Genomic DNA, 24,958 nt, shown 5'->3' with positions numbered 1-24,958 from the left:
AGGCAGCCAGATTGAGCTGCTTAGCGCGCTTCGCGGCACGGTCTATCGTCGAATGAGCCGCGTAGCTTAGTATTTTATAACTAAAGCGACAGAGAAAAGAGGTTAACGCAAAAATGTCCCAAACGCCGAAGATCATTTATACGCTCACCGACGAAGCCCCTGCGCTCGCGACATATTCCCTGTTACCGATTATCGATGCTTTTACAGACCCGGCCGGGATTGAAGTCGAGACACGCGACATTTCATTGGCGGCACGTGTGCTGGCCCAGTTCCCGGACCTGCTTAACGACGAGCAGCGGGTTAGTGATGACCTGGCAGAGCTTGGCAAGTTAGCGACTACGCCTGAAGCCAATATTATTAAGCTGCCCAATATCAGCGCCTCTGGCCCGCAGCTGAAAGCCACGATCAAAGAGCTTCAAGGCCAAGGCTACCCGCTGCCGGAGTACCCGGAAGAGCCTAAAAACGACGCAGAAAAAGCTATCAAGGCGGCTTACGATAAGGCCAAGGGTAGTGCGGTAAACCCGGTGCTGCGTGAAGGTAACTCTGACCGCCGTGCGCCGAAATCGGTCAAGAACTACGCGCGCAAGTACCCGCATCGCATGGGCGAGTGGAGCAGCGACTCTCAGTCTCACGTGGCCCACATGAGCGAAGGCGACTTCTACGGCAGCGAGCAATCCGCTGTTATGGAAAAAGCCGGCAAGCTCAAGATTGAGCTGCAGCAAAAAGATGGCTCCACAACTGTCCTAAAAGAAGGCCTGGCCGTTCTTGAAGGCGAAGTGATTGATGCTGCCTGCATGAGCAGCCGTCGCCTGCGCAGCTTTATCGACAGCGAAATCAGCGATGCTAAAGCGCGTAACGTGCTGTTCTCGCTCCACCTGAAAGCCACCATGATGAAGGTTTCCGACCCCATCATGTTCGGCATCGTGGTTGAAGAGTTCTACAAAGCCGCACTTGAAAAGCACTCTGATGCGCTGAAGTCAGCTGGATTTAACCCTAATAGCGGTATTGGCGATCTCTACAGCGCCATTGAGTCGCTGCCCAGCGATCAGCAAGACGCTATCAAAGGTGATATCGAAGCGCTTTACCAAGAGCGCCCGCCGATGGCGATGGTTAACTCCCACAAAGGCATCACCAACCTTCACGTGCCTTCTGATGTGATCATTGACGCCTCTATGCCGGCGATGATTCGTGATTCCGGCAAGATGTGGGGCGCTGACGACCAGCTGCATGACACCAAGGCCGTCATTCCGGATCGTTGCTACGCGACTATCTATCAGGCCGTGATCGAAGATTGCAAAAAGCACGGTGCGTTTGACCCGACCACCATGGGTAGCGTGCCTAACGTGGGCCTGATGGCGCAAAAAGCCGAAGAGTACGGTTCCCACGATAAAACCTTCCAGATCGCTGCCGATGGCACCGTGGTGGTGACGGACGAAAACGGCAACACGCTGTTTAGCCATGACGTTGAAGCAGGCGATATCTGGCGTATGTGCCAGACCAAAGATGCGCCGATTCAGGACTGGGTGAAGCTGGCTGTTACGCGTGCGCGCGAAAGCGGCGTTCCGGCTATTTTCTGGCTGGATGCTAACCGCGCTCATGATGCGCAACTGATCAAGAAGGTAGAAGCGTACCTTAACGATCACGATACCAACGGCCTGGATATCCGTATCCTGGCGCCGGTTGATGCCATGGCGGTATCGCTTGAGCGTATCCGCAAAGGCGAAGACACCATTTCTGTCACCGGCAACGTACTGCGCGACTACCTGACCGACCTGTTCCCGATCATGGAGCTGGGAACCAGCGCGAAGATGCTGTCTATCGTTCCGCTGATGAATGGCGGTGGTCTGTTTGAAACTGGCGCGGGCGGTAGTGCTCCCAAGCACGTGCAGCAGTTCCTGGAAGAGAACCACCTGCGTTGGGACTCGCTGGGCGAATTCCTCGCGCTGGCGGCATCGCTTGAGCACCTGGGCAGCACCTTCGGCAACGCACGTGCCACCGTGCTGGCGAAGACGCTTGATGAAGCCAACGGCAAGTTCCTGGATAGCAACAAGTCGCCTTCACGTAAGGTCGGTGAGCTTGATAACCGTGGTAGCCACTTCTACCTGGCACTTTATTGGGCAGAAGCGCTGGCCGCTCAGAATGACGATGCTGAGCTGAAAGCGCTGTTTGCTCAGTTGGCCGAGAAGCTGGAAGCCAATGAGCAAACCATCGTTGCAGAACTTAACGATGTTCAAGGAAAAGCCGTTGATATTCAGGGCTATTTCCGTCCGAACGGTGAGCTGGCAAGCCAGGCCATGCGCCCGAGCAAAACGCTGAACGAAGCGTTAGCCGTGGTGGCAAAAGGTTAAGGCCAAAATGCCCTCGTTAATGGGGGCGTGAAAGCGAAACCCTCGTTCCAATAAAGAACGGGGGTTTTTGACTTTTGAAGTATGATATTTTTGATGCCACGTGAACCCTTGTAGAACTTAAGCGTCATAGTCTTTGACGGGTTACCCTTGCGGCTGCAAAGGTGGAGTCGTTTCGACTAGGTCGTTTTATGCGTCTTGAGAGAACCAACAGTGCGATCTATGTCTATTCCAATGTTTGATATGACAATGTTCGGTATGACGACGGTTGATGTAACCGCAATGTCATATGCGATGGCCGGCATGACGCGGCCTGAAATGCCTGATGATGGGGATGTAACGACTCAGTCTGCTGAGCCCGCTTTAGCACAACCGCCTCTATACAAAGTCGTGCTGCATAACGACGACTACACGCCCATGGATTTTGTTATTGAAGTACTGCAAGAATTTTTCAGTATGGATAGCGAAAAAGCGGTGCAAACAATGCTGGCGGTGCATACCCAAGGAAAAGCGACCTGTGGTGTTTTTACACGAGACATTGCCGAGACCAAATGCCATCAGGTTAATGAGTATGCACGTGAATGCGAACACCCGTTAATGAGTGATATTGAAGCCGCAAATTGAAAGGGTTGATAAAAATTTGTCGGTGAGGCTTGCAACCCTGCCATTTGTACCCGATGTTGAAAGTGCCGGTCGACTAAATTGATCCGACGCAAGTCCTAGGTGGCGAAATGCCCTAGGTAGTAGCGAAAAGGGGACTGCCATGCTGAGCAAAGAACTTGAACTGACCCTGAACACGGCTTTTACCGTGGCCCGTTCAAAGCGCCACGAGTTCATGACCGTTGAGCACCTACTGTTAGCGTTGCTGGACAATGCCTCAGCAGTTGATGTCTTAAAAGCGTGTGGGGCAAACCTCGACAAGCTGCGGTCCGATCTGCAGGATTTTATTAATTCAACCACACCGCTTATTCCCGAAGGCCATGGGGACCGTGAAACGCAGCCAACGCTTGGTTTTCAGCGTGTGCTACAGCGGGCGGTTTTCCATGTTCAGTCGTCAGGCAAAAGCGAAGTTACCGGCGCCAATGTATTGGTGGCCATTTTTTCTGAGCAGGAAAGCCAAGCGGTCTATTTCCTCAAGCAGCAAAGCGTTGCTCGTGTCGATGCGGTTAACTACATCGCCCACGGTATTTCCAAAGTAGCAGGCCATGGCGAGGCGCCGTCATCATCGCAAGAGGGTGAGGAGGTCGAAGAGGGCGCAAGTGAAGGTGGTGCACATCCGTTGACCGGGTATGCCACTAACCTGAACGAGCAGGCCCGCCTGGGCAAAATTGACCCGTTGATTGGCCGTGACCACGAACTTGAACGCGTTGTGCAGATTCTGGCGCGTCGGCGTAAAAACAACCCGCTGCTAGTCGGCGAGGCTGGCGTAGGCAAGACCGCTGTGGCTGAAGGCCTTGCCAAGCGTATCGTTGAAGAAGACGTTCCGGACGTTATTGCAGACGCCGTAGTTTATTCGCTGGATATGGGCGCGCTGCTTGCCGGAACCAAATACCGTGGCGATTTTGAAAAACGTCTAAAAAGCCTGCTGAGCGAGCTACGCAAGCAGCCCAATGCCGTGCTGTTTATTGATGAGATTCATACGATTATCGGTGCGGGTGCCGCGTCCGGTGGCGTAATGGATGCCTCTAACCTGCTGAAACCGCTGCTCTCCTCGGGCGAGCTGCGCTGTATTGGCTCCACGACGTTCCAGGAATTTCGCGGTATTTTTGAAAAAGATCGTGCATTGGCGCGACGCTTCCAGAAAGTCGACGTACTCGCGCCCTCGGTTGACGATACGATCAAGATTCTTAAAGGATTGCGCTCTCGCTTTGAAGAGCACCACGAGCTTAAGTACACCGATGGTGCGCTGGAAAGCGCGGCACGTTTGGCCGATCGTTACATCAATGATCGTCATTTGCCGGATAAGGCCATTGACGTCATTGACGAGGCGGGCGCTCACCAGCGGCTATTACCCCCTGAGGTACGCAAAAACACCATTGATGTAGAGCAGGTGGAAGCCATTGTGGCCTCTATCGCGCGCATTCCGCCGAAGAGCGTTTCAAGCTCGGACCGCAAGCTGCTTGAGAAGCTCGATCGTGACCTGAAAATGCTGGTGTTCGGGCAGGACGAAGCCATTGATACGCTCTCTGCCGCTATCAAGCTTTCGCGCGCAGGGCTTAAATCGCCCGATAAGCCGGTAGGTAGCTTCCTGTTTGCTGGGCCGACGGGTGTGGGTAAAACTGAAGTGGCCAAGCAGCTTGCCCATATCATGGGTATCGAGCTTGTGCGCTTTGATATGTCGGAATACATGGAGCGTCACACCGTATCGCGCTTGATCGGTGCGCCTCCCGGCTATGTCGGGTATGACCAGGGTGGGCTGTTAACCGAAGCAGTGACCAAGCAACCGCACTGCGTACTGTTGTTGGATGAGATTGAGAAAGCGCACCCGGAAGTCTTTAACCTGCTGCTGCAGGTAATGGATCATGGCCGCCTGACCGATAACAACGGACGTGAAGCTGACTTCCGCCATGTTATTGTCATCATGACCTCTAACGCAGGTGCCGAGCAGGCCTCGCGTCGCTCTATCGGTTTCCAAAGCCAGGATCACTCAACCGATGCGATGGAAGTTATCCGCCGTACGTTCTCGCCGGAGTTCCGTAACCGCTTGGACGGTATCATTCAGTTCCATGCGTTACCGACGACTGTTGTGCGTAACGTGGTCGACAAGTTCTTGATTGAACTGCAGGCGCAGCTGGACGAGAAACGTGTACAGCTTGAGGTTGATGATGCGGCCCGGGACTGGTTAGCCGAGAAAGGTTACGATCCGGATATGGGGGCTCGCCCCATGGCGCGCTTGATTCAAGAGAAGCTGAAAAAGCCGCTTGCTGAAATGATTCTGTTTGGCGAGTTGGCCGATAATGGCGGTATTGTGCATGTCAGTCTGGAGGAGGGGGAGCTGCATCTCTCCACCGAGACTGAGATGGCGGATGCGCCCTGAAAAGGGCGCTAAGATCGCCTTAATGCGTAGCGCCTAATCATACCGTAATGCACAGCGCCCTGTCTTCGACGGGGCGTTGTCGTATACAGGTAACGGCGCCGTACTGCGTGCTGGCTGAAAAGGCGTTATAAAGGCTTAGCGCGAACGGTAGACAATGCGGCCTTTGGAAAGATCGTACGGCGTTAGTTCCACTTTCACTTTATCGCCCGTCAGAATGCGGATATAGTTTTTACGCATTTTGCCGGAGATATGAGCGGTTACAACGTGACCGTTCTCAAGCTCAACACGGAACATGGTGTTGGGAAGGGTATCAACGATAACACCTTCCATTTCAATATGATCTTCGCGTGCCATATAGGCAGATCCTCACTTATTTAACGTAGTTAGCAAACCAAAACCGTTTCAGGTTTTAAGGGCCAGAAGGCTGACACTTAAGAAACAGCGCTATATTGTGCCGTAAGCCCGTCGTCAAGGCAAAAAAGCTGGCTTAATTTGCTGGCTTTAGCGAATCAAGGGTCGCCAATAACGCCCATCCAGTACTTCAATGGGAGAAAAATCCTGCTTGTAGCGCATTTTACGACACTCTTCGATCCAGTACCCTAAATACAGGTGGGATAGGCCTTTTTCACGCGTCAGCGCAATGAGCTGAAGGATAGCAAGGGTGCCTAAAGAGCGCCTGTCTAGGGCATCGCCAACGCCAAAAAACGTGTAAATGGCTGAAAGACCATGCTCTAGCTGGTCAAATGCCGATACGGCCACCAGCTCCGAGCCTGCATACATCTCCAGCAGGTAGGCATACGGCTCCTCCAGAGTTAAAAACGTGCGGTACTGTTCACGATTGGGTGGGTACATGTCACCATCGGCATGGCGATGGCGAATATAGTGTGCATAGAGCTCATAGTGTCGCGCCTCATAGCGTGCAGGAACGACGCGAGTGGTGATATCTGCGTTCCGTCGCCACACCTTGCGCTGGGAGCGGTTGGGCGCAAAGGGCTCCACAGGAATACGCACGGACTGGCAGGCATTACAGTTTTCACAGTGGGGCCGGTAGAGATGCCGACCGCTGCGCCGAAACCCGAGTAGCGCCAGCGAGTCATATACGCCCCGAACGGGAGACTCTTGCGGATCAAGAAAAAGCGTTGTCGCTTCTTTGCCGGGTAAATAGCTACAGGCATGAGGCACGGTAAGGAAGAAGCGCAGATCCCGCACCGGCCGACGCGGAGTATTACTACTCAAAGCTTGCCTCCTTGATAAATTAACCCAACCCAACCCAGCCAGCATCACGGGGTGTTATAGCGCGATACCGCTTCTAGCCAGGGGGATGCAGGCACTGACAATGCCTCATGTGATGACACATTAAACGCCGCTTCGGGCAACCACTGTTCAAGATAGTTGATGAACGTCTCTCGGGCGACTGTTGTCGCACCCATGCTTGCAAGGTGCGGTGTGTGCATTTGGCAATCAATCAACTTGCCGCCATGTGCCTGCATAGCGCCCGCCAGGTGAGCAAGGGCCACTTTGGAGGCATCGGCGATGTTCGAAAACATCGATTCGCCGAAAAATACCGGTCCCATCGCTAAACCATAAAGGCCACCTACCAATTGGCCGGCGTGATGGACCTCGATACTGTGTGCAATCCCTAGACGGTGAAGCGCTACGTAGGCATTGTACATATCAACGGTGATCCAGGTGCCTGCGTCTTCATCGCGTGGCGCAGCACAGGCATTAATGACGTGTTCAAACTGTTGATTAACGGTGATGTTAAAGCCCCCATTGCGCAGTCGTTTTGCTAAGCTACGCCGCAGCTTGAACTGCTCAGGGCGTAGTACCATGCGCGGATCGGGGCTCCACCATAAAATGGGGTCGTCATCGCTGTACCATGGGAAAATACCGCGCCGGTACGCTTCCACCAGCCAGCGCGGAGAAAGCTCGCCACCTGCTGCCAGCAGCCCATTGGGCGAGTCCATGGCAATGCGGGTAGGCGGAAAGGTTGGGAATGGCGAAGAAAGCCAAGGTAGCATTACTTGCTCCTGTTACTGAGCACTTGATGAGAAGCTCTGTGACGGCGCAAGGATGCTCGGTATGATGCAAACTCGCAAGTGGATTAAAGACACCATTGAGGTGTAAAGGGAGAATCGCTTGAAAGTGAATAAGGCGGTAGACAAGCGAACGCAGCGTAATTCGCGTCAAGCACCATCTTCGGCCTCTTCTGCGCGGGTTAAAGCCGCGAAAGATAAAGCTCGCCGGTTCGGTCTGCGCTTACAAGGCTCGGTGCGTGAAGGCGTAGTAGTGGTACTGCTGGCGCTGTGCGTTTTTTTATTATTAGCACTATTTAGTTATCACCCGGAAGATCCTGGTTGGTCTTACCAGGGGCCTGAAACGGACGTTCGCAACTGGATGGGGCCGGTCGGCGCTTGGCTTGCGGATGTCCTGTATTCGTTGCTGGGGGCTAGTGCTTTGTGGTGGCCGGGTATGTTTGGCTTTACCGCATGGTGGCTAATGCGCTCGCGCCAGGTGCGCTTTGAGTTCGACCCCGTGGCGGTTGCCGTGCATGCTGGCGGCCTGGTGCTGTTGATGTTTGGCACGACCATGCTGGGAGCGCTGCACTTTTATCACCCTGGCAGCATTTTACCCTATGCCTCCGGCGGTATTTTGGGGGAAGGGTTGGTCAACACCCTCAAACCACTGGTCGGCAGTGGTGGTGTGGGACTAATCGCTGCGGCCTTGATACTGATTGGCTTCCCGCTGTTTAGCGGTACGTCCTGGCTGCGGGTGGCGGATGAAGTAGGTCGCCGCTTATGCCGTATTGGTGGCTGGTTGAGTGCCCGCCGGGAAAAAAGCCGTGAGAAACGCCGCGAGCGCGCTGCGCTGCGCGCCTCTTTAAAGCCTGCGCCAAAAGCGGAAGAGCCTCCACGAGCACCTAAAGCCAAAACCAGCCGCGATACACATCGTGAACGTCGCGAGCCCGAGTTCTCGGCACCGTCTGCCGCGCAAGAAACGCCTGAGGCGACCACAAACGATACGTCGATTCCTTGGGCAGCGAGCGCTTTTTCAGCGGCAACGACGGCTGCCGAAACACAGACCAAGCCTGCAGTGGTAACGGCCACTGAGCCTGACGCTGTACCACAGCCAGAAGCAGCACCAGAACCCGCGCAAGCGCCAACGCCTGAGGCAGTGAGCCCCGCAACAGTGCAGAGTGATGAGCCAGTATCGATCAACGCTGATCGCACTTCTGGATTCAATTCAGAGCCACCCAAAGCGCGTCAACCTGAGGTCATCCCAGAGCCCACGCCTGACAGCGACGCTGCGCCAGCGGTTGAATCATCAACGTCTGAAGAGCCGATGTCGTTACGCGCTTCTCGTGAAGACGATGCTGCGGTGCCTGCTGTCTCGCACTTCTTCCGTCAAGAAGAGGACGCCGAGGAAGCGCGAGACGATGAGCAGAGCAGCGAGCTAGATGATGTGAAAACAGAGGGCTTGAGAACGGAGGAGTGGCAGTACGATGGCTGGGATGAGAAAGAGCAGGCGGTTCAGGAAGACACGCCTCTGCGCCCTGAGCCTAAGTTAAGCGAACCCAGGCTAAGCGCGTTTGATCAGCCTGAGGTGGCGCCTCAAAGTGAGCCTTCACTTACCGCTACGCCTTCATATACTGAGCCCCGCCGTGAGCGGGTGCCTGAAGTCGTTCCTGAGCCGGTATGGGAAGAGGATGAAGATGAGCCCTTGCTTAGCCCTACGCCTTTGCCCGCCAACACTGCACGTCATGAGCCGACCTTCTCTGCGGATAGCGTGGTCAATGAAGCCGACAGCGGGCCGACGCTCTGGACGGTTGAGCACCTGCAAAATCAGCGGCCTGCTTTTGAGACATTGCCAGAACCGGAAGGCGATGTGCCCAGCCTTCAACTGCTAACGCCCGCTGAGCCGCATCAGCCGAACTACACAGACGAACAGCTGGCCGATATGGCAGAACTGCTGGAAGTGCGGCTGCGTGAATATGGCGTAAAAGCAGAAGTAGTCGATACATGGCCTGGCCCCGTCATCACGCGATTTGAAATCAGGCCAGCGGCAGGGGTGAAAGCGTCCAAAATCAGCAATCTTTCCAAAGACCTGGCCCGCTCGCTAATGGTAAAAAGCGTGCGCGTGGTTGAGGTGATTCCTGGGCGGCCTACCGTGGGGATCGAAATTCCCAACCCGCATCGGGCAATGATTCGTCTGCGTGAAGTCATCGACTCCGAGCGCTACCAGCAGGAAACCTCACCGCTGACCATGGCGCTTGGCCAGGATATCGGTGGCGGGCCTGTGATTGCCAACCTCGGCAAGATGCCCCACCTGCTGGTGGCGGGCACCACCGGCTCAGGTAAATCAGTAGGCGTTAACGCAATGCTGATTTCGATGCTGCTGAAAGCCACGCCAGATGAGCTTAAGCTCATCATGGTGGACCCTAAGATGCTGGAGCTTTCAGTCTACGACGGTATCCCGCATCTGCTGGCGCCGGTCGTGACCGATATGAAAGAGGCCGCCAATAGCCTGCGTTGGTGTGTCGCTGAAATGGAGCGCCGCTATAAGCTGATGGCGGCCATGGGCGTTCGTAATATTGCTGGCTTTAACGGCCGACTGGATGAAGCCGAGCGCGCAGGTGCTCAGGTAGCCGATCCGCTTTGGGAGCCGCAACCCTGGGAAATGCACCAAACGCCCCCAGTGCTTGAGAAGTTGCCCTATATCGTGGTGGTCATCGATGAATTTGCCGACATGTTTATGATCGTCGGCAAAAAGGTGGAAGAGCTGATTGCCCGCCTGGCGCAAAAAGCGCGGGCAGCCGGTATTCACCTGATCCTGGCCACCCAGCGCCCCTCGGTGGACGTGGTAACGGGCTTGATCAAGGCGAATATACCTTCGCGCATGGCATTTCAGGTCTCTTCACGGATCGATTCTCGTACGATTTTGGACCAGGGCGGCGCTGAAAGCCTACTGGGTCATGGCGACATGCTGTATTTGCCTGCGGGCTCCGGTCCGCCTAATCGAGTGCATGGCGCGTTTGTTGATGATGACGAAGTGCACCGTGTGGTTGAGGATTGGAAGCGCCGCGGTACCCCTGAATACATTGAGGAAATTTTATCGGGCGGCGTCTCGGCTGATGCGCTAACAGGGCTTGAGGCAGAAGGCAGTGACGGCGACGATGCTGAACAGGACGCACTGTATGATGAAGCGGTTCAGTTTGTGACCGAAACCAAAAAAGCCTCGATTTCTGCGGTACAGCGGCGCTTTAAGATTGGTTACAACCGAGCCGCGCGCCTGGTCGATGCCATGGAGGCGGCACAGATCGTTTCTGCCATGGGCAGCAACGGCGCCCGCGAAGTATTAGCACCACCGCCGGTGGGGCATTAATGCCGCAATTAGTAATTCTGCATTTAGTAATCGTGCAAGAAGCGTGAAAATCGCGCCGCGGATGAAACCCCGTGGCGCGTTTCGCGTCTGAAGAATCACATGGACGTTGTTGAAAGTCCTCAGCATTGGCTTATCTGTACTGGTTCATCTGTACTACTTTTATCAGCTTCAATCCGGCAGCGTAGGTCTATTCAACTCGACAACGTATGCCCAGGGAGAACACTATGCGCGACACGCAAACTCTGCTTTCGTCACCCTTGTCATTGGCCGCGGCCGCTCTTGGATTGACGTTTGCTACCCCCGCTGCATGGGCCAATGATGCCGCTGAGCGTTTAACCGAGCGCCTGGAGCCCCTGGAAAGCTATCAGGCGACCTTTGAACAGCAGATTCTTGATGGTAGTGGCCAGCGTTTGCAAAGTGCGCGTGGCGAAATGTGGCTCTCACGCCCAGGCATGTTGCGTTGGGAAGTCGAAGCGCCTTATACGCAGGTCGTCGTGTCCGACGGCAACGATGTTTATCTCTACGATCCGGACCTTGAGCAGGTAACGGTGCAGCCGATGGATGACCGCGTAACGCACACGCCTGCGCTTCTGCTCTCTGGCAGTATCAATGACCTGACGGCAAGTTATGATGTGGTGTATGAGCAGGAGAGCGGTGAAGATGTGTTTACGCTGATCCCAAGCTCGGCAGACACGCTGTTTGAAGAGTTGAGCATGGTGTTTGACAATGACACGCTCACTGAACTTTGGATGATGGACAGCACTGGTCAAAAAACGCTTATTCGGTTTAGCGATATCACCCAGAACGGGTCCATTGACCGTGGCCTGTTTAACTTCGAAATTCCGGAAGGCACCGACGTTATTCGTGAAGAGCTCTAAAACGTCGGCGGTTTACCCGTGATTGATCAGGCGCCTTAGGGCGCCTGATCTGCTTCCTGGTCACGATTTTCCCGCCAGGCCATTATCTCGCCGAAGCGCTTCTCCTGGCCAAACTGGCTAGGCTCAAAAAAGCGCGCTTTTGGCAAATCCTCTGGCCAGCAGTCGTGAGCGCTACCCGCGGGATAGCCATCAGGCTCGTTATGCGCGTAGCGGTAGCCTTCGCCATGGCCTAGCTGCTCCATGAGCCTGGTGGGCGCATTGCGTAAATAAGTGGGTACCTCTATTTGAGGCTGCTGACGCGCGTACTGTTTTGCAGCGTTCCAGGCGCGGTCAATTCGGTTGCTTTTGGGCGCCACGGCCAAATGGATGGCTGCATGGGCAATGGCACGCTGGCCTTCGTAGTCCCCCAAACGAAGGTAGGCGTCCCAGGCCGCTATCACCAACGGAAGCGCACGTGGGTCGGCATTACCAACATCTTCTGACGCAATGGCGCTAAGCCTACGAACCACATCCAAAGGATCACCGCCGCCCTGAATAAAGCGCGCCATATAAAGTAACGCTGCGTCAGGGCGTGAAGAGCGTATGGATTTATGAATCGCTGAGAGTAGGTCGTAATAAGCGTCGCCCTGCTTATCAAATGCGCTTGCCTGATGGCCAATAACGTCTGCCAATACCGACATGTGAAGCACCTCCTGGTCATTCTCTGGCTGGGTAAAGTCACAGGCGGTTTCTAAAAGTCCCAATGCGCGCCGGGCATCGCCCGCACTTGCGTGCGCCAGGGCAGCAAGCACATCGCCCTCCACAACAATCGCACGTTTGCCAAGGCCGCGCTGCTCGTCAGTCAGCGCTTGGCGCATGACGGCTATCAGCTCCTCTTGCGAGAGTGCCTTCAAAACGTAAACTCGAGCGCGAGATAGCAGGGCAGAGTTGACCTCGAAGGAGGGGTTCTCCGTGGTGGCGCCAATCAGGGTTAGCAGCCCCGACTCTACGTGAGGCAGCAAGGCATCCTGCTGGCTCTTGTTTAAGCGATGGATCTCATCCAGAAACAGAATCACCGGTGAGGCATGCTGCTGGGCGCGCTCAACCACGGCGCGTATCTCTTTAACGCCTGCCATCACCGCGCTTAAATGCTCCAGATGTGCGCTGGATGCGCGCGCGAGTAGCTCGGCCAGCGTTGTTTTGCCAACGCCTGGAGGCCCCCACAAAATCATTGAGCGTACCAGGCCTGCTTCGGCCATGCGACGAAGCGGCTTGTCGTGACCCACCAACGCTTGCTGGCCGACGTAGTCATCAAGCGTCTGCGGGCGCATCCGATACGCCAACGGCGCGTCATCGCTGGGTGTTGCACGCTGAGAGTCGAAAAGATCCATGTAAACTTCCGTTGTAAATCGAGACGTTGAGTAATGAGGTAATCATAAGAACGTATGGCAAATGGCGTATTGCCCGACTACCTTTTGCATAGCTTCCATAAAAACTGATACAAACGATATGCTTGTCAGGGTGGCGCCTTAAGCGCATGGTGACATCTAACCATAATACGTAGCGGTACCTACATGACGATAGCGCTTAGCCATCGCCCATAGGCGTAGTGTAGTAATACCCGCTTATGATTGCGTGCCCAACGCCACTTCAGAGTTAAGGCGGGAGGCATGACACCACAAAGGAGACGGCACGATGTTAAACCAACTGCGTCTAGATCATGCCAACATGGCACGAATGCTTCATGTCTTGCAGCTTAAACAAAAGACCCTGGCTCAGGGTGAGCGGCCCAATTTCCAGCTGATGCGTGAAGTCGTGGATTACATTTTGTCTTACATGGAAGGTTTCGCGGCACCGTTAGAGCGTATATGCGTTGATCGTTTGGAAACCCAAGCGCCCGAGCACCTGGAATTAATGGAGAAAATGACCAGCGATTATCTTGAGCTTAAGCCGCGCCTTCAACTTTTGTCCGACAACATCGATACGATTCTGATGGACAACATCCTGCCGATGGATCGTTTTGCCGAGGATTTAAAAGCTTACCTTGAGGCGCATAGGGCGTATCTACGCCAGGAGCGAGAAGGTCTTTTCCCTCTTATTGATCAATATTTTAGTGAGGAAGATATGCAAGAGCTGCTGCACGCGCTACCAGAAGGCGCTGAGCAGGAGCTTGAGCGCCTGCAACAGGCTTACCCAGAGCTTTACGCTGAACTACGCGGTGCGGACATACCCGCGATCTAATCAGTAGAGCGTTCCTTTGGCTGCCAGCGGGGCGTGTTAAACTAGCGCCCCGTGAATGAGCGGCTGATGGAGAAGCAGGTGTACTTATCAAAGCAAACGGCAAAGGGGCAGTAATGGCTGGCCCCGTGCTGATTTTTGACTCAGGCGTGGGTGGGCTTTCGGTCGCCCGGTCACTGCGTCAGTATTATCCTGATACGGCGATGTGCTACGCCTGCGATAACGCGTGGATGCCTTATGGGCTACGTGATGACGTAACGCTTTCAGCGCGTATCGTGTCGGTTTGCCAGGCCGCCGTTCAGGCCTGCCAGCCAAGCGTGCTGGTCGTTGCCTGCAATACGGCCAGCACACTCGCGCTGGATGGTTTGCGCAACGCCCTGACGATCCCTGTGGTCGGCACGGTACCCGCCATTAAACCCGCCGCCGCCATTAGCCAAACACGCCATATTGGCCTACTGGCTACTCGCGCTACTGTGGGTAGGCCCTACACGCAAAAGTTGATTGAAAACTTTGCCAGCGACTGCCTCATTACCCGGGTAGCCGCCGATGCGCTGGTGCTGGAAGCCGAGGCGCTACTTGGCGGCGGCCAGCCAGACCGCCAACGGCTTCAGCAAGCCCTGGCGCCGCTTTGGCAAACGTCGAGCACTCAGCCACCAGTGGATACCGTTGTGCTGGGCTGTACGCATTTCCCCCTGTTAAAGCCCTGGCTTGAAGCACTCGCCCCCACACCCGTGAATTGGATTGACTCCGGTGATGCTATCGCTCGGCGCGTCGGCCAGATCGCGCCGCCGTTAAAAAAAGGGCAAGATGGCCGATTTTTTACCACGGCTTCTGCCGATGCGCTAAGCCCAGGCTTTGCGCAGTTTGGATTTTCTGTTCCTGGCCGGTTGGCGTTAAGCGCTTAGGGCGCGTATTTTCAGCCTGAGCCGACACGACTGCTATTAGCATTGATATTAATACCGTTTATGAAAAAAGAGGCGCCGACTTGGCTATCCCCGTGATACAACTCGAACGTTATGACGAGCAGCTTGCCGAGAAGCGTGCTTACCTGGAAAGCACTTTTGCGGTGTTTAATCCGCCCGCACTTGAGGTCTTTGCCTCACCGCCCAGTCACTATCGCCAGCGCTGTGAGTTTCGTATCTGGCATGAAGGCGATGATCTTTACTACGCCATGTTTGAGGTCGACCCAGCCGACCCTAAAAACAAGCAGGTCGTGCGGCTTGATCAGTTTGACGTCGCAAGCGAGTCCATCAATGCGCTAATGCCGCGTCTACGCGAGGCGTTTCTGGCCAGTGACGAACTGCGTCGGCGCCTATTCCAGGTGGAGTTTCTCACCACGCTGTCAGGCGAGGCGCTGGTCACGCTGATTTACCACCGCCCGCTAGGTGACGCTTGGGAGCAAGAAGCACGCGCCCTGGAAGCCGAGCTTGGCATTATGATCATTGGCCGCTCACGCAAGCAGCGCCTGGTGCTTACCCGTGACCACGTGTGGGAGCGTTTAACGGTTGATGGGCGCTCGCTTGACTATCAGCAGGTCGAAAACAGCTTTACCCAGCCCAATGCGCATATCTGCCAAACGATGCTGAGCTGGGCGCGAGAAGTGACGGCTGGACGTCAGGATGAAGACCTCGTCGAGCTTTACTGTGGCAACGGCAATTTCACCATCGCCCTGGCCGATAATTTTCGGCGCGTACTGGCCACTGAAATTTCGCGCACGTCGGTCGCCAGCGCTAACGTCAACCTTGAAGCCAACAAGATCACCAATGCTCATGTAGCCCGTATGTCAGCCGAAGAGTTTGCGCTGGCGCTTAAAGGCGAAAAAGGCGGGCGGCGCGTGGCTGAAATGGCATTGGACGAATATCGCTTCTCCACGGTGCTGGTTGACCCGCCCCGAGCTGGGCTGGACGCGCAGAGCTGCCAGCAAATCAGTGAATACGACCAGATCGTCTATATTTCATGTAACCCAGCAACACTTGCCGAAAACCTGGCGCTGCTCACTAAAACGCACCAGATAGAACGCTTTGCACTATTTGACCAGTTTCCATTCACCGACCATTGTGAATGTGGCGTATGGCTCACGCGGCGCGAGGATGGTCAATAGGGCGCATAATGCGAAAGAGGTATATACCATGAAGAACATGCCAGATGGATAGAGTGATGATCCAGGGTGGCGTAAGCTAGTCGTTATATTGGCCTAAAGGCCTATCGTCCCACGTTTTTTCCGGCAGTCGAGGTGATGGATGCAATACGTTGCGAGTGAAGAGAGTCGGCAAGACCTTTTGAAGCAGCTATTTGAGCGCTTGGAAGCGCGGCTGGAACCGGAGCGAGCAACGGCGATAGAGGCGTTTGCACGACGTTTTTACGCGAGCGTGCCGTTAGAGGATCTTGTTGATCGCCGCTTGGACGATCTTTACGGCGCCACATTATCCATTTGGCAGTTTCTACAGCACCACGATGCGAAGCGCCCTAAAGTACGCGTTTTCAACCCTGACTTTGAAGAGCATGGTTGGCAGTCGACGCATACCTTTGTGGCGGTACTGCATGAAGACATGCCTTTTTTGGTCGACTCGATACGCATTGAGCTGAATCGCCAAGGGCTTACCGTCCATGCGATTCAAAATTCCGTATTTGCTGTGGCCCGCAATGAGCAGAATCAACTGCAAACGCTGACCTCACCTCGTGATGCCAACGCACCAGAGGCGCGTGAGTCGCTCATCGTTATCGAGGTTGATCGTCATACGGACCCTGATGCGCTGTCGAATATCGAGAAAAAGCTCTATCAAGTACTGCGTGATGTACGTACCGCGGTTGATGACTACGACGCGATTACCCGTCAGATCACCGCTGCGATCCAGGAGCTTGAAAAGAACTGCCCTCCGCAAATCGACCCGGACGACCACGAAGAGGCCATCGCCTTTTTAGAATGGTTGGTTAAAGATAACTTCACTTTCCTGGGGTATGACGAATACCTGTTGGAAGGCGATGAACTGCAGCGCGACCCGAATAGCGTGCTCGGGGTCTTCCGCCTGGACGATCCACGCTACGATGAGCGCATTCGTGCCGAAGAGGGCATTGACGAGCACGGCAACTATGAATTGGTGCCCCAATTACTCTCGTTTGCCAAAAGCGCCCACCACTCGCGGGTACACCGCCCGACCTACCCAGACTATATTACCGTCGACCGCTACGACGACGACGGCAATGTGATTGGCGAGCGTCGTTTCTTTGGTTTGTTCACCTCGACGGTGTACAACGAGTCGCCGCGCAATATTCCGCTGCTGCGCCGTAAACTAAAAGCTGTCTCGGATATCGCCGGGTTTAATCCCCAAGGGCATAACGGTAAGCAGCTTCTGCAGGTGCTTGAAGTTTATCCCCGCGATGACCTGTTCCAGATCAGTACGGATTCACTAGCGCATACGGCGCTGGGCATTCTTGATATTCGGGAACGCCGTCAGGTACGCCTGTTTATCCGTGCCGATGTTAGTGGCAAGTTCTACTCGTGCCTGGTGTTTGTGCCTCGCGATGTGTTTTCAACCGATTTGCGTCAACGCATTCAAAACCTGTTGTGTGACGAGCTTGACGCGCACTTTGGCGATTTTAATACCTACTTGTCAGAGTCGGTTCTGGCGCGTATTCAACTGATTCTACGCTTTAACGGCGATGCACCCAGCCAGTACGACCTTAAACGCCTGGAAAGCAAGGTCGCCCGCCTGGCACGCAGCTGGCGCGACGAGCTGATGGCCGCGATGATTGAGGGTTTTGGAGAAGAACGCGCCAATCATCAGATGGAGCAGTTCCAAAGCGCCTTCTCGGCAAGCTATCGCGAAGACTTCAATGCGCGCACCGCAGTATTCGATATACAGCACTTGCTGGCACTGGATAACGGTGAGGCGCTGTCGCTGTCGCTTTATCGGCCGCTGGAAGAGCAGGGCAGTGGCGTAAACCTGAAGCTTTTCCATCGTGGTTCGCCGATCCCGCTGTCTGATGTGTTGCCCATGATGGAGAACCTGGGGCTTCGGGTTATTAGTGAGCGCCCCTACGACATTAGTGCGCCGCAGCAGCATTACTGGATTCACGACTTTGAGCTTGAGCACAGTAATAAAGATGTCAGCCTGGGTGAAATGCGCGAAACCTTCAGTGAAGCGTTTAAACGTATTTGGGCGAGCGAAGCGGATAACGACGCCTTTAACCGGCTGATTATTGCGGCAGGGCTGGACTGGCGCGAAGTCGCCATGCTGCGTGGATACGCACGTTATCTCAAGCAAATCCGCTTTGGCATGTCTCAAAACTACATTGCCGCGACCTTGGCCAACTACCCGGCCATTACTCAGTTACTGGTGGAAATGTTCCGTCTGCGCTTTGATCCTGCGCTGGACTCACACGATACCGACGAGTGCATCACGCGGCTTAATGAGCAGTTGGAAGCCGTTGCCAGCCTAAACGATGACCAACTGTTACGTCGTTTTATGGAGCTTATTCAGGCAACTCTGCGCACCAACTACTACCAGCGTGCTGAAGACGGCCGCTTTAAAGACTACATCGCCTTTAAGCTTGAGCCTTCCAAAGTCACCGGAATGCCCAAGCCACGGCCGATGTTCGAGATTTTTGTCTGCTCGCCACGCGTGGAAGGTGTCCACCTGCGCGGTGGCAAAGTAGCCCGCGGTGGTTTGCGCTGGTCTGACCGCCATGAAGATTTCCGTACCGAAGTGCTGGGGCTGGTAAAAGCGCAGCAGGTCAAAAACGCGGTGATCGTGCCGGTGGGCGCCAAGGGTGGTTTTGTATGTAAGCGCATGCCTGAAAATGCTGACCGTGAAACGAAGCAGAACGAAGGCATTGCTTGCTATAAAACGTTTATCCGTGCGCTGTTAGATGTGACCGATAATCTGGATGGCAGCGACGTTGTTCCGCCTAAAAACGTGGTGCGCCATGACGAAGACGATGTCTATATGGTGGTTGCCGCCGATAAAGGAACGGCAACGTTCTCGGATATCGCCAACGAAATCTCTATCGAGTATGGCCACTGGCTAGGGGATGCGTTTGCCTCCGGCGGGGCGAACGGGTATGACCATAAGAAAATGGGCATTACCGCGCGTGGTGCCTGGCAGTCGGTTAAACGTCACTTTAAAAACCTCGGCGTAGATACCCAGCGGGATCTGTTTAGCGTCGTTGGTATTGGTGATATGGCGGGCGACGTATTTGGTAACGGCATGCTGCTTTCCGACAAGATTCAGCTGGTGGGTGCGTTCAACCATCTGCATATCTTTGTCGATCCCAATCCTGACGCTGATGCGGCCTTTGCCGAGCGTACAAGGCTATTTAACCTGCCGCGCTCCAGCTGGGAGGATTACAGTGCTGAGCTGATTTCGCAGGGCGGAGGTATCTTTAACCGCAGCGCCAAGTCCATCGCGATTACCCCGGAAATGCAGCAGGTCTTTGGTATTCAGGAAGAGCGCCTATCGCCGAATGAATTGATTCGCGCCATGCTCCAGTCAAAGGTCGACCTGGTCTGGAACGGCGGTATCGGCACCTACGTGAAAAGCTCGGATGAAACCGATGCCGATGTCGGCGATAAAGCTAACGATGCGCTGCGCATTAATGGCGAAGACCTTAACTGTCGCGTAGTGGGCGAAGGCGGCAACCTGGGGATGACTCAACGTGGCCGAATGGAAGCCGCCGCCAAAGGTGTGCGCGTTTACACTGACTTTATTGATAACGCGGGTGGCGTTAACTGCTCTGACCACGAGGTCAATATCAAAATATTGATCGATGATGTGGTGAAGCGCGGCGACATGACCGACAAGCAGCGCAACGACCTGCTAGCAGAAATGACCGATGAAGTTGCTGACCTGGTGATTCTTGATAACTACCGTCAGGCTCAGGCGCTGGACCTCTCCGAGATACTGTCATGCCAAGGCATCGGGCCGTACCGCCGCTTTATCAGCGAGTTGGAGTCTGCCGGGCAGATTGATCGTGAGCTTGAGTTCCTGCCCACCGATGAGACCTTAAAAGAGCGTGCCGCCAATCAGCAGGGCATGCGCTTGCCGGAGCTTTCGGTACTGATTTCCTACGCCAAGAGCACGCTAAAAGACGACCTGATCACCTCCGATGTGCCCGATGATACGTATATCCATCGCCATCTTGAGCGGCTGTTCCCGTCTGTGCTGACAGAGCGCTACCAGACCGAGATGTATGAACACCGCCTGAAACGTGAAATTGTGGCAACGCAAGTCGCGAATGATCTGGTTGATCACATGGGGGTCGTGTTTGTCCGTCGGCTACGCGACTCTACTGGCGCGGGTCGGGCAGATATTGCACGTAACTATGTCATTGCGCGGGATAGCTTCAACCTGCTGTCACTTTGGGCACAGATTGAAGACCTGGATAACCAGATCCCCAGCGACGTGCAGCACTCCATGATGCTGGACCTGATGCGCCTGATCCGCCGCTCGACACGCTGGTTCCTGCGCCAGCACATGGGACTTTCGACTCAGGATGCCATTGAGTACTTCGCGCCCCGGTTGGCGCAGCTGCAAGAAGAGATGGGCGAACTGTTAAGCGGCGAAGAGCTTGATGCCTGGCGCCAGCGTCGGGATGAGCTGCAGGACGCGGGCGTGCCGGAAGCGCTGGCATCTACCGTTGCCGCCGCGCCTAGCCTGTATGCCGGGTTGGGGATCATTCAGGCTGCACGGGTTACCAATGAGAAGCCCCAGCGCGTCGCCGAAGTGTTTTACGAAATTGGCAGTCGTTTGGAGCTTCCCTGGATGAGTCAACAGGTAACGCAGCTGGGAGTGCGTGACGCATGGCAGGTACAGGCCCGGGAAACATTCCGGGATGATATCGACCGCCAGCAGTTGGCCTTAACCACCAGCGTACTGAAGTTGGAAGCCGGTAGCCGCGATACTCAGGAGCGTGTGGACCAGTGGCTTGAGCAGCATGCTGACCTGCACCGCCGCTGGTGCCGTTTGATTGATGAGGTGCGTAGCGGTAGTGAAGGTGGGTTTGCGCTGTTTGCCGTCGCTGTACGCGAACTGGTGGATCTTGCCGAAAGCGATAGCGAGGCATAACTGCCTAAGCGTGCGCTAACACAACGCATACTTGCTGTAAGAAGTAACCGTGCCTGAGGTAACTCAGGCACGGTTTTTTTGTGCGTAGCTTCTGGTTAAGCGCGAGCGCGGTGCGCTAAAAGGGCAGGATGCGCTATACTCTGCGCCGCCCATTCTCCTGGAGAGACTCTGTCGATGTATTCACTCGCGCGTTCGCTGTTCTTTCGTATTGACCCCGAAACCTCGCACGGGTTGGCGCTGGGGGCGTTAGACACATTACAACGCGTGGGCGGTATACGCCCTTGGGTGGGCAAGCCAATCGAGGATCCTGTTGAGCTGATGGGGTTGCGCTTTGCCAACCGCGTGGGGCTTGCTGCGGGGCTTGATAAAAATGCCGATCACCTGGATGCGCTCGGCGCGCTGGGTTTTGGTTTTGTTGAAGTGGGCACGGTGACGCCCAAGGCGCAGCCGGGTAACGCCAAGCCGCGCTTGTTCCGTTTGGCGAGCCATAACGCCATCATTAACCGCTTTGGGTTTAATAACAAAGGGGTTGAGCACTTAATTGAGCAGGTGAAAAAGCGCCGCTATCAAGGCGTGGTGGGCATTAACATCGGCAAAAATCTAACCACCTCGGTTGAAAACGCCCTGGAGGACTATGTAGCCTGCCTGAATGCCGTTCACCCGGTCGCTGATTATATTACTGTGAATATTTCTTCACCCAATACGCCGGGGCTGCGTACGCTGCAGTTTGGTGAGCAACTGGATGCGTTATTAGGGCCAATACGTGAGCGTAGCCGGTTGCTGGATGCTGAAGCAAACCGCAAGGTACCGCTACTTATTAAAATCGCCCCGGATATGAGCGAAGAGGAAGTCGCGCTCGTGGCCGGTAGTATTGCTCGCAATGAACTGGACGGCGTCATCGCGACCAACACGACCGTTTCCCGTGAAGCGGTCAAGAGTGACCCTCAGGCGGAAGAGGCGGGAGGGCTTTCGGGAAAACCCGTTTTTGAACCCTCTAACGTGATTATTCGTCTGCTGCGTCAGCATCTGCCAACGCTACCGATTATTGGCGTAGGCGGGATTGATAGCGGTGAAACCGCAAAAGCCAAAATCGCGGCGGGGGCTGATTTGGTTCAGCTCTATTCAGGCCTAATTTACCAAGGCCCAGCGCTTGTGAACGAATGTGCCAGCGCGCTAAAAACGCAGTAATTCGCGAGGCTTTGATGCTAAAAAGCCCGCTTTTAAGCGGGCTCCATGTTCCAAAATGTAGATTAAGGAAGTTATAACCGGTTAGGTCATGACCATGGGATTCTTGTGGATACCGGAAACGCCGGTCATACCGTCCCATTGGTCTCCGCGACCTTCACGCCAACCGCTCATCCAGTACTCGCGTAAATTAACATCTTGACTGGGACATTCATCACGGGAGCGGCCGATAACACCCGCTTTGTACCCGTGAACATAAGCCCGCTGGAAGCGGTCACGTTTTTGTCGTTTCATTGGCTAACCTCTTTTCATGAAAGCCTTTAATAAGAAATAGTGCACTATGCCTTAGTGGCGTTAGGCTCCTATTTCGAGAGCTAACCTCAAGAGCAGGCAGCCAGCATGGTACTTTTGTCTAGCACTCACGTGCTGAACCGACCAAGCGGCGCCCCAAACAAGCCATAGGTCATAAATGGCCTGGACAAGCAACGCATGCGTTTTTAGTAGCTACTCTCTTATTCTTAGATCAAGATGGGGGCACTTGTCGACCCCCAAATTGTCATAAGATGTAAATACATTTGCCATATATAGGAATATCGCGCGGTTACGCGCTGCCATGACTATGACCGAAACGAGTCAAAACGCCCCCTTGAACCTGTTGGCGACCTGCCCGAAAGGCATTGAAGGCCTGCTGGCCGATGAGCTGGCAGCGCTAGGCGCGACGCCTGGAAAGACCACGGTGGCAGGCGTGTACTTCACCGCCAGCCAAGCCATCGCCTACCGTGTATGCTTGTGGTCACGGCTTGCCAACCGGGTCATTCTGCAGCTCGTTCGCGAGCCGATGATTGAAACGCCCGAGCAGTTACGCGATGTCGTTGCCCACATTGCCTGGACCCAGCATTTGGCTGTGGGCAAAACTCTGGCCGTAGATTTTCATGGCCGCAGCGACCACATTCGTCATACCCGGTTTGGTGCGCAAACGGTGAAAGACGGCGTGGTAGATTCGTTGCAGCTTGCCGGGCAAGAGCGGCCATCCATTGATACTAAAACGCCCGACTTGCGCCTGTACGCACATTTGCATCGGGCGAATCTCACGATTGGTATCGACCTCTCGGGCGAGAGTCTTCATCGCCGCGGCTATCGTCGCGATGTAGGCCATGCACCGCTGAAAGAGAACCTGGCGGCCGCGCTACTTATACGCGCGGGCTGGCCCGAGCGAGCCAAGGCTGGCGAGCCGTTGATCGACCCACTGTGTGGCGCGGGCACGCTGCTGATTGAAGCGGCGCTAATGGCCGCCGACCAGGCGCCTAACCTGGACCGCGAACGCTTTGGCTTCAAGGGCTGGGCCGGGCACGATGAAGCGCTCTGGCTTGAGCAAAAGCGCGAGGCCGAAGCGCGTGCTTCTATTGGCCGTAAGCGGTGTAAAACGCAGCTGCTGGGCTTTGACCAAAGCCCAGCAGCTCTTTCTGCGGCGAAAACCAACGCGATGCGTGCAGGCATTCCAGCGCTGATTACCCTGCACGGGCAAAGCCTTGCTCAGCTAACCCGGCCCGAGACGCTCACGGCAACAAGTGGGCTGTTGATCACCAACCCGCCGTACGGCGAGCGGTTGGGGGAACTTCCCGAACTGGTACGCCTTTACGCCCAACTGGGCGAAAAAGCCAAGGCACTGTTTCCAGGTTGGACGCTGGCAATGTTTACCGGCAACCCCGACCTGGGCCACCGTTTGGGGCTGCGCGCGCACAAGCAGTATGCGTTAAAAAATGGTGCGCTGGATGCCAAGCTGCTGCTGATGGATATCGGCACGTCAACGGCCAATAATGATGCTCAGGCAGAAGGGCAGCCTACCGATCAAGCGCCTGCTGCTACGCAAGTTGCTCCACAGCAAGCGTCGCGTGCGGTGTCCGAAAACGCCCAGATGTTTGCCAATCGTCTGGTCAAAAACCAGAAGCGCCTCAAAAAATGGTTAAAGCAGAGCGGAGAAACCTGCTGCCGGCTCTATGATGCCGACATGCCTGAGTTTGCGCTGGCGATTGACCGCTATGGTGACCGTGTACACGTTCAAGAGTACGCCGCGCCAAGCTCTATCAACCCGGCTCAGGCACAAAAACGCCTGTTTGACGCCTTGGAAGTGTTGCCTGATGCGTTGGGCGTTGACTCCAGCAAGGTGTATATCAAGCGTCGTGAGCGGCAAACCGGCACCGCCCAGTACCAAAAGCGTGATGCCAGCGGCGAGCGTTTTGACGTGCGCGAAGGCGATGCGCGGTTGTGGGTTAACCTGCGTGACTACCTGGATACCGGGCTGTTCCTGGACCACAGGCCGGTGCGCCGCATGTTGGGTGAAATGGCCAGCGGCAAGCGCTTCTTAAACCTGTTTTGCTATACCGCCACGGCCACGGTGCAAGCCGCGCTGGGCGGCGCCAGCGACAGCGTTAGCGTGGATATGTCCAATACCTACCTTGAGTGGGCAAAAGACAACTTTACGCTGAACGAACTCGACCTGCGCCTGCACCGCGTAGTGCGTGATGATTGTTTCCGCTGGCTGGAAACCGCTAACGCCGAGTTTGACCTGATCTTTATGGATCCGCCGACGTTCTCCAACTCGAAAAAAATGCGCGATACGCTCGACGTACAGCGCGACCACCCACGGTTGGTAGAACTGGCTATGGCGCGCCTCGCGCCTGGCGGAACGCTGGTATTCTCGAATAATCAGCGTCGCTTCAAGCTTGATGATGCACTTAGCGAGCGTTTTGCGGTGGAGGAGATTACCTCGCGTACCTTCGACCCTGACTTTCAGCGGCGCACCAATATGCATCACGTGTTCCTGCTGCGTCACCGCAGCTAGGGCGTAAG

The 24,958-nt window shown here is 55.2% G+C and carries 16 protein-coding genes; 11 read left to right on the top strand and 5 right to left on the bottom strand.

Features of this window, described 5'->3' with window-relative positions; all coding sequences use genetic code 11:
* Positions 1–113 precede the first annotated feature (113 nt).
* The 3 genes from ACT3T6_RS00220 to clpA all read left to right on the top strand — a co-directional run bounded on the left by ACT3T6_RS00220 (position 114) and on the right by clpA (position 5,382).
* Positions 114–2,348, top strand: coding sequence for an NADP-dependent isocitrate dehydrogenase (locus tag ACT3T6_RS00220; protein WP_193054838.1), 2,235 nt, complete (start codon positions 114–116; stop codon positions 2,346–2,348).
* Positions 2,349–2,663: 315 nt separating this feature from the next.
* On the top strand, positions 2,664–2,969 hold the full coding sequence (clpS, locus tag ACT3T6_RS00215; RefSeq protein WP_193054868.1) for an ATP-dependent Clp protease adapter ClpS: 306 nt from the start codon (positions 2,664–2,666) through the stop codon (positions 2,967–2,969).
* Positions 2,970–3,108: 139 nt separating this feature from the next.
* Entirely contained in the window at positions 3,109–5,382 is a 2,274-nt protein-coding gene (gene clpA, locus ACT3T6_RS00210) for an ATP-dependent Clp protease ATP-binding subunit ClpA (protein ID WP_193054839.1), read from the top strand.
* A 135-nt stretch (positions 5,383–5,517) separates the two neighbouring features.
* Here clpA and infA read toward each other — a convergent pair whose 3' ends face one another.
* The 3 genes from infA to aat all read right to left on the bottom strand — a co-directional run bounded on the left by infA (position 5,518) and on the right by aat (position 7,403).
* Complete coding sequence (infA, locus tag ACT3T6_RS00205) at positions 5,518–5,736, bottom strand: translation initiation factor IF-1 (RefSeq protein WP_007111068.1); 219 nt, start codon at positions 5,734–5,736, stop codon at positions 5,518–5,520.
* 147 nt (positions 5,737–5,883) lie between these two features.
* Entirely contained in the window at positions 5,884–6,618 is a 735-nt protein-coding gene (locus ACT3T6_RS00200) for an arginyltransferase (RefSeq protein ID WP_192527797.1), read from the bottom strand.
* A gap of 44 nt (positions 6,619–6,662) precedes the next feature.
* On the bottom strand, positions 6,663–7,403 hold the full coding sequence (gene aat / locus ACT3T6_RS00195; protein ID WP_172117178.1) for a leucyl/phenylalanyl-tRNA--protein transferase: 741 nt from the start codon (positions 7,401–7,403) through the stop codon (positions 6,663–6,665).
* A 118-nt stretch (positions 7,404–7,521) separates the two neighbouring features.
* On the opposite strand from aat, the gene ACT3T6_RS00190 reads away from it, so the two are divergent.
* Both ACT3T6_RS00190 and lolA read left to right on the top strand, forming a co-directional pair.
* Positions 7,522–10,764, top strand: coding sequence for a DNA translocase FtsK (locus ACT3T6_RS00190; RefSeq protein WP_193054840.1), 3,243 nt, complete (start codon positions 7,522–7,524; stop codon positions 10,762–10,764).
* Between the two features lie 224 nt (positions 10,765–10,988).
* Positions 10,989–11,642, top strand: coding sequence for an outer membrane lipoprotein chaperone LolA (gene lolA / locus ACT3T6_RS00185; protein ID WP_193054841.1), 654 nt, complete (start codon positions 10,989–10,991; stop codon positions 11,640–11,642).
* Positions 11,643–11,677: 35 nt separating this feature from the next.
* On the opposite strand, the gene ACT3T6_RS00180 is transcribed toward lolA, so the two are convergent.
* Positions 11,678–13,012 (bottom strand): replication-associated recombination protein A, encoded by a 1,335-nt coding sequence (locus tag ACT3T6_RS00180; RefSeq protein ID WP_193054842.1) that lies wholly within the window; start codon positions 13,010–13,012, stop codon positions 11,678–11,680.
* A 304-nt stretch (positions 13,013–13,316) separates the two neighbouring features.
* Here ACT3T6_RS00180 and ACT3T6_RS00175 point away from each other — a divergent pair, with 304 nt between their 5' ends.
* From ACT3T6_RS00175 to ACT3T6_RS00155, 5 genes are all read left to right on the top strand, one after another.
* Entirely contained in the window at positions 13,317–13,862 is a 546-nt protein-coding gene (locus ACT3T6_RS00175) for a hemerythrin domain-containing protein (protein WP_193054843.1), read from the top strand.
* 113 nt (positions 13,863–13,975) lie between these two features.
* Positions 13,976–14,764: a glutamate racemase gene (murI, locus tag ACT3T6_RS00170; protein ID WP_192527792.1), complete on the top strand. Its 789-nt coding sequence runs from the start codon at positions 13,976–13,978 to the stop codon at positions 14,762–14,764.
* A gap of 80 nt (positions 14,765–14,844) precedes the next feature.
* Positions 14,845–15,960: a tRNA (uridine(54)-C5)-methyltransferase TrmA gene (trmA, locus tag ACT3T6_RS00165; protein WP_193054844.1), complete on the top strand. Its 1,116-nt coding sequence runs from the start codon at positions 14,845–14,847 to the stop codon at positions 15,958–15,960.
* Between the two features lie 139 nt (positions 15,961–16,099).
* Complete coding sequence (locus ACT3T6_RS00160; protein ID WP_193054845.1) at positions 16,100–20,923, top strand: NAD-glutamate dehydrogenase; 4,824 nt, start codon at positions 16,100–16,102, stop codon at positions 20,921–20,923.
* A gap of 174 nt (positions 20,924–21,097) precedes the next feature.
* The gene (locus ACT3T6_RS00155) at positions 21,098–22,111 is read left to right on the top strand and encodes a quinone-dependent dihydroorotate dehydrogenase (protein WP_193054846.1); all 1,014 of its coding nucleotides are present in this window, start codon (positions 21,098–21,100) and stop codon (positions 22,109–22,111) included.
* 81 nt (positions 22,112–22,192) lie between these two features.
* Here ACT3T6_RS00155 and rmf read toward each other — a convergent pair whose 3' ends face one another.
* A complete protein-coding gene (rmf, locus tag ACT3T6_RS00150) occupies positions 22,193–22,402 on the bottom strand; it encodes a ribosome modulation factor (protein ID WP_087106179.1) in 210 nt (69 codons plus the stop codon).
* A gap of 325 nt (positions 22,403–22,727) precedes the next feature.
* Between rmf and rlmKL the strand changes: the two genes are divergently transcribed.
* Positions 22,728–24,950 carry a bifunctional 23S rRNA (guanine(2069)-N(7))-methyltransferase RlmK/23S rRNA (guanine(2445)-N(2))-methyltransferase RlmL gene (gene rlmKL / locus ACT3T6_RS00145; protein ID WP_193054869.1) on the top strand — a complete coding sequence of 741 codons (2,223 nt, stop codon included), beginning with the start codon at positions 22,728–22,730 and terminating at the stop codon, positions 24,948–24,950.
* Positions 24,951–24,958 lie beyond the last annotated feature (8 nt).

The sequence above is a fragment of the Halomonas sp. 72 genome (assembly GCF_052379785.1).
In the GTDB taxonomy this organism is placed as follows: domain Bacteria; phylum Pseudomonadota; class Gammaproteobacteria; order Pseudomonadales; family Halomonadaceae; genus Vreelandella; species Vreelandella citrativorans.
The sequence above is the reverse complement of the archived record's forward strand: the minus strand, read 5'-3'. Positions and strand labels throughout refer to the sequence as shown.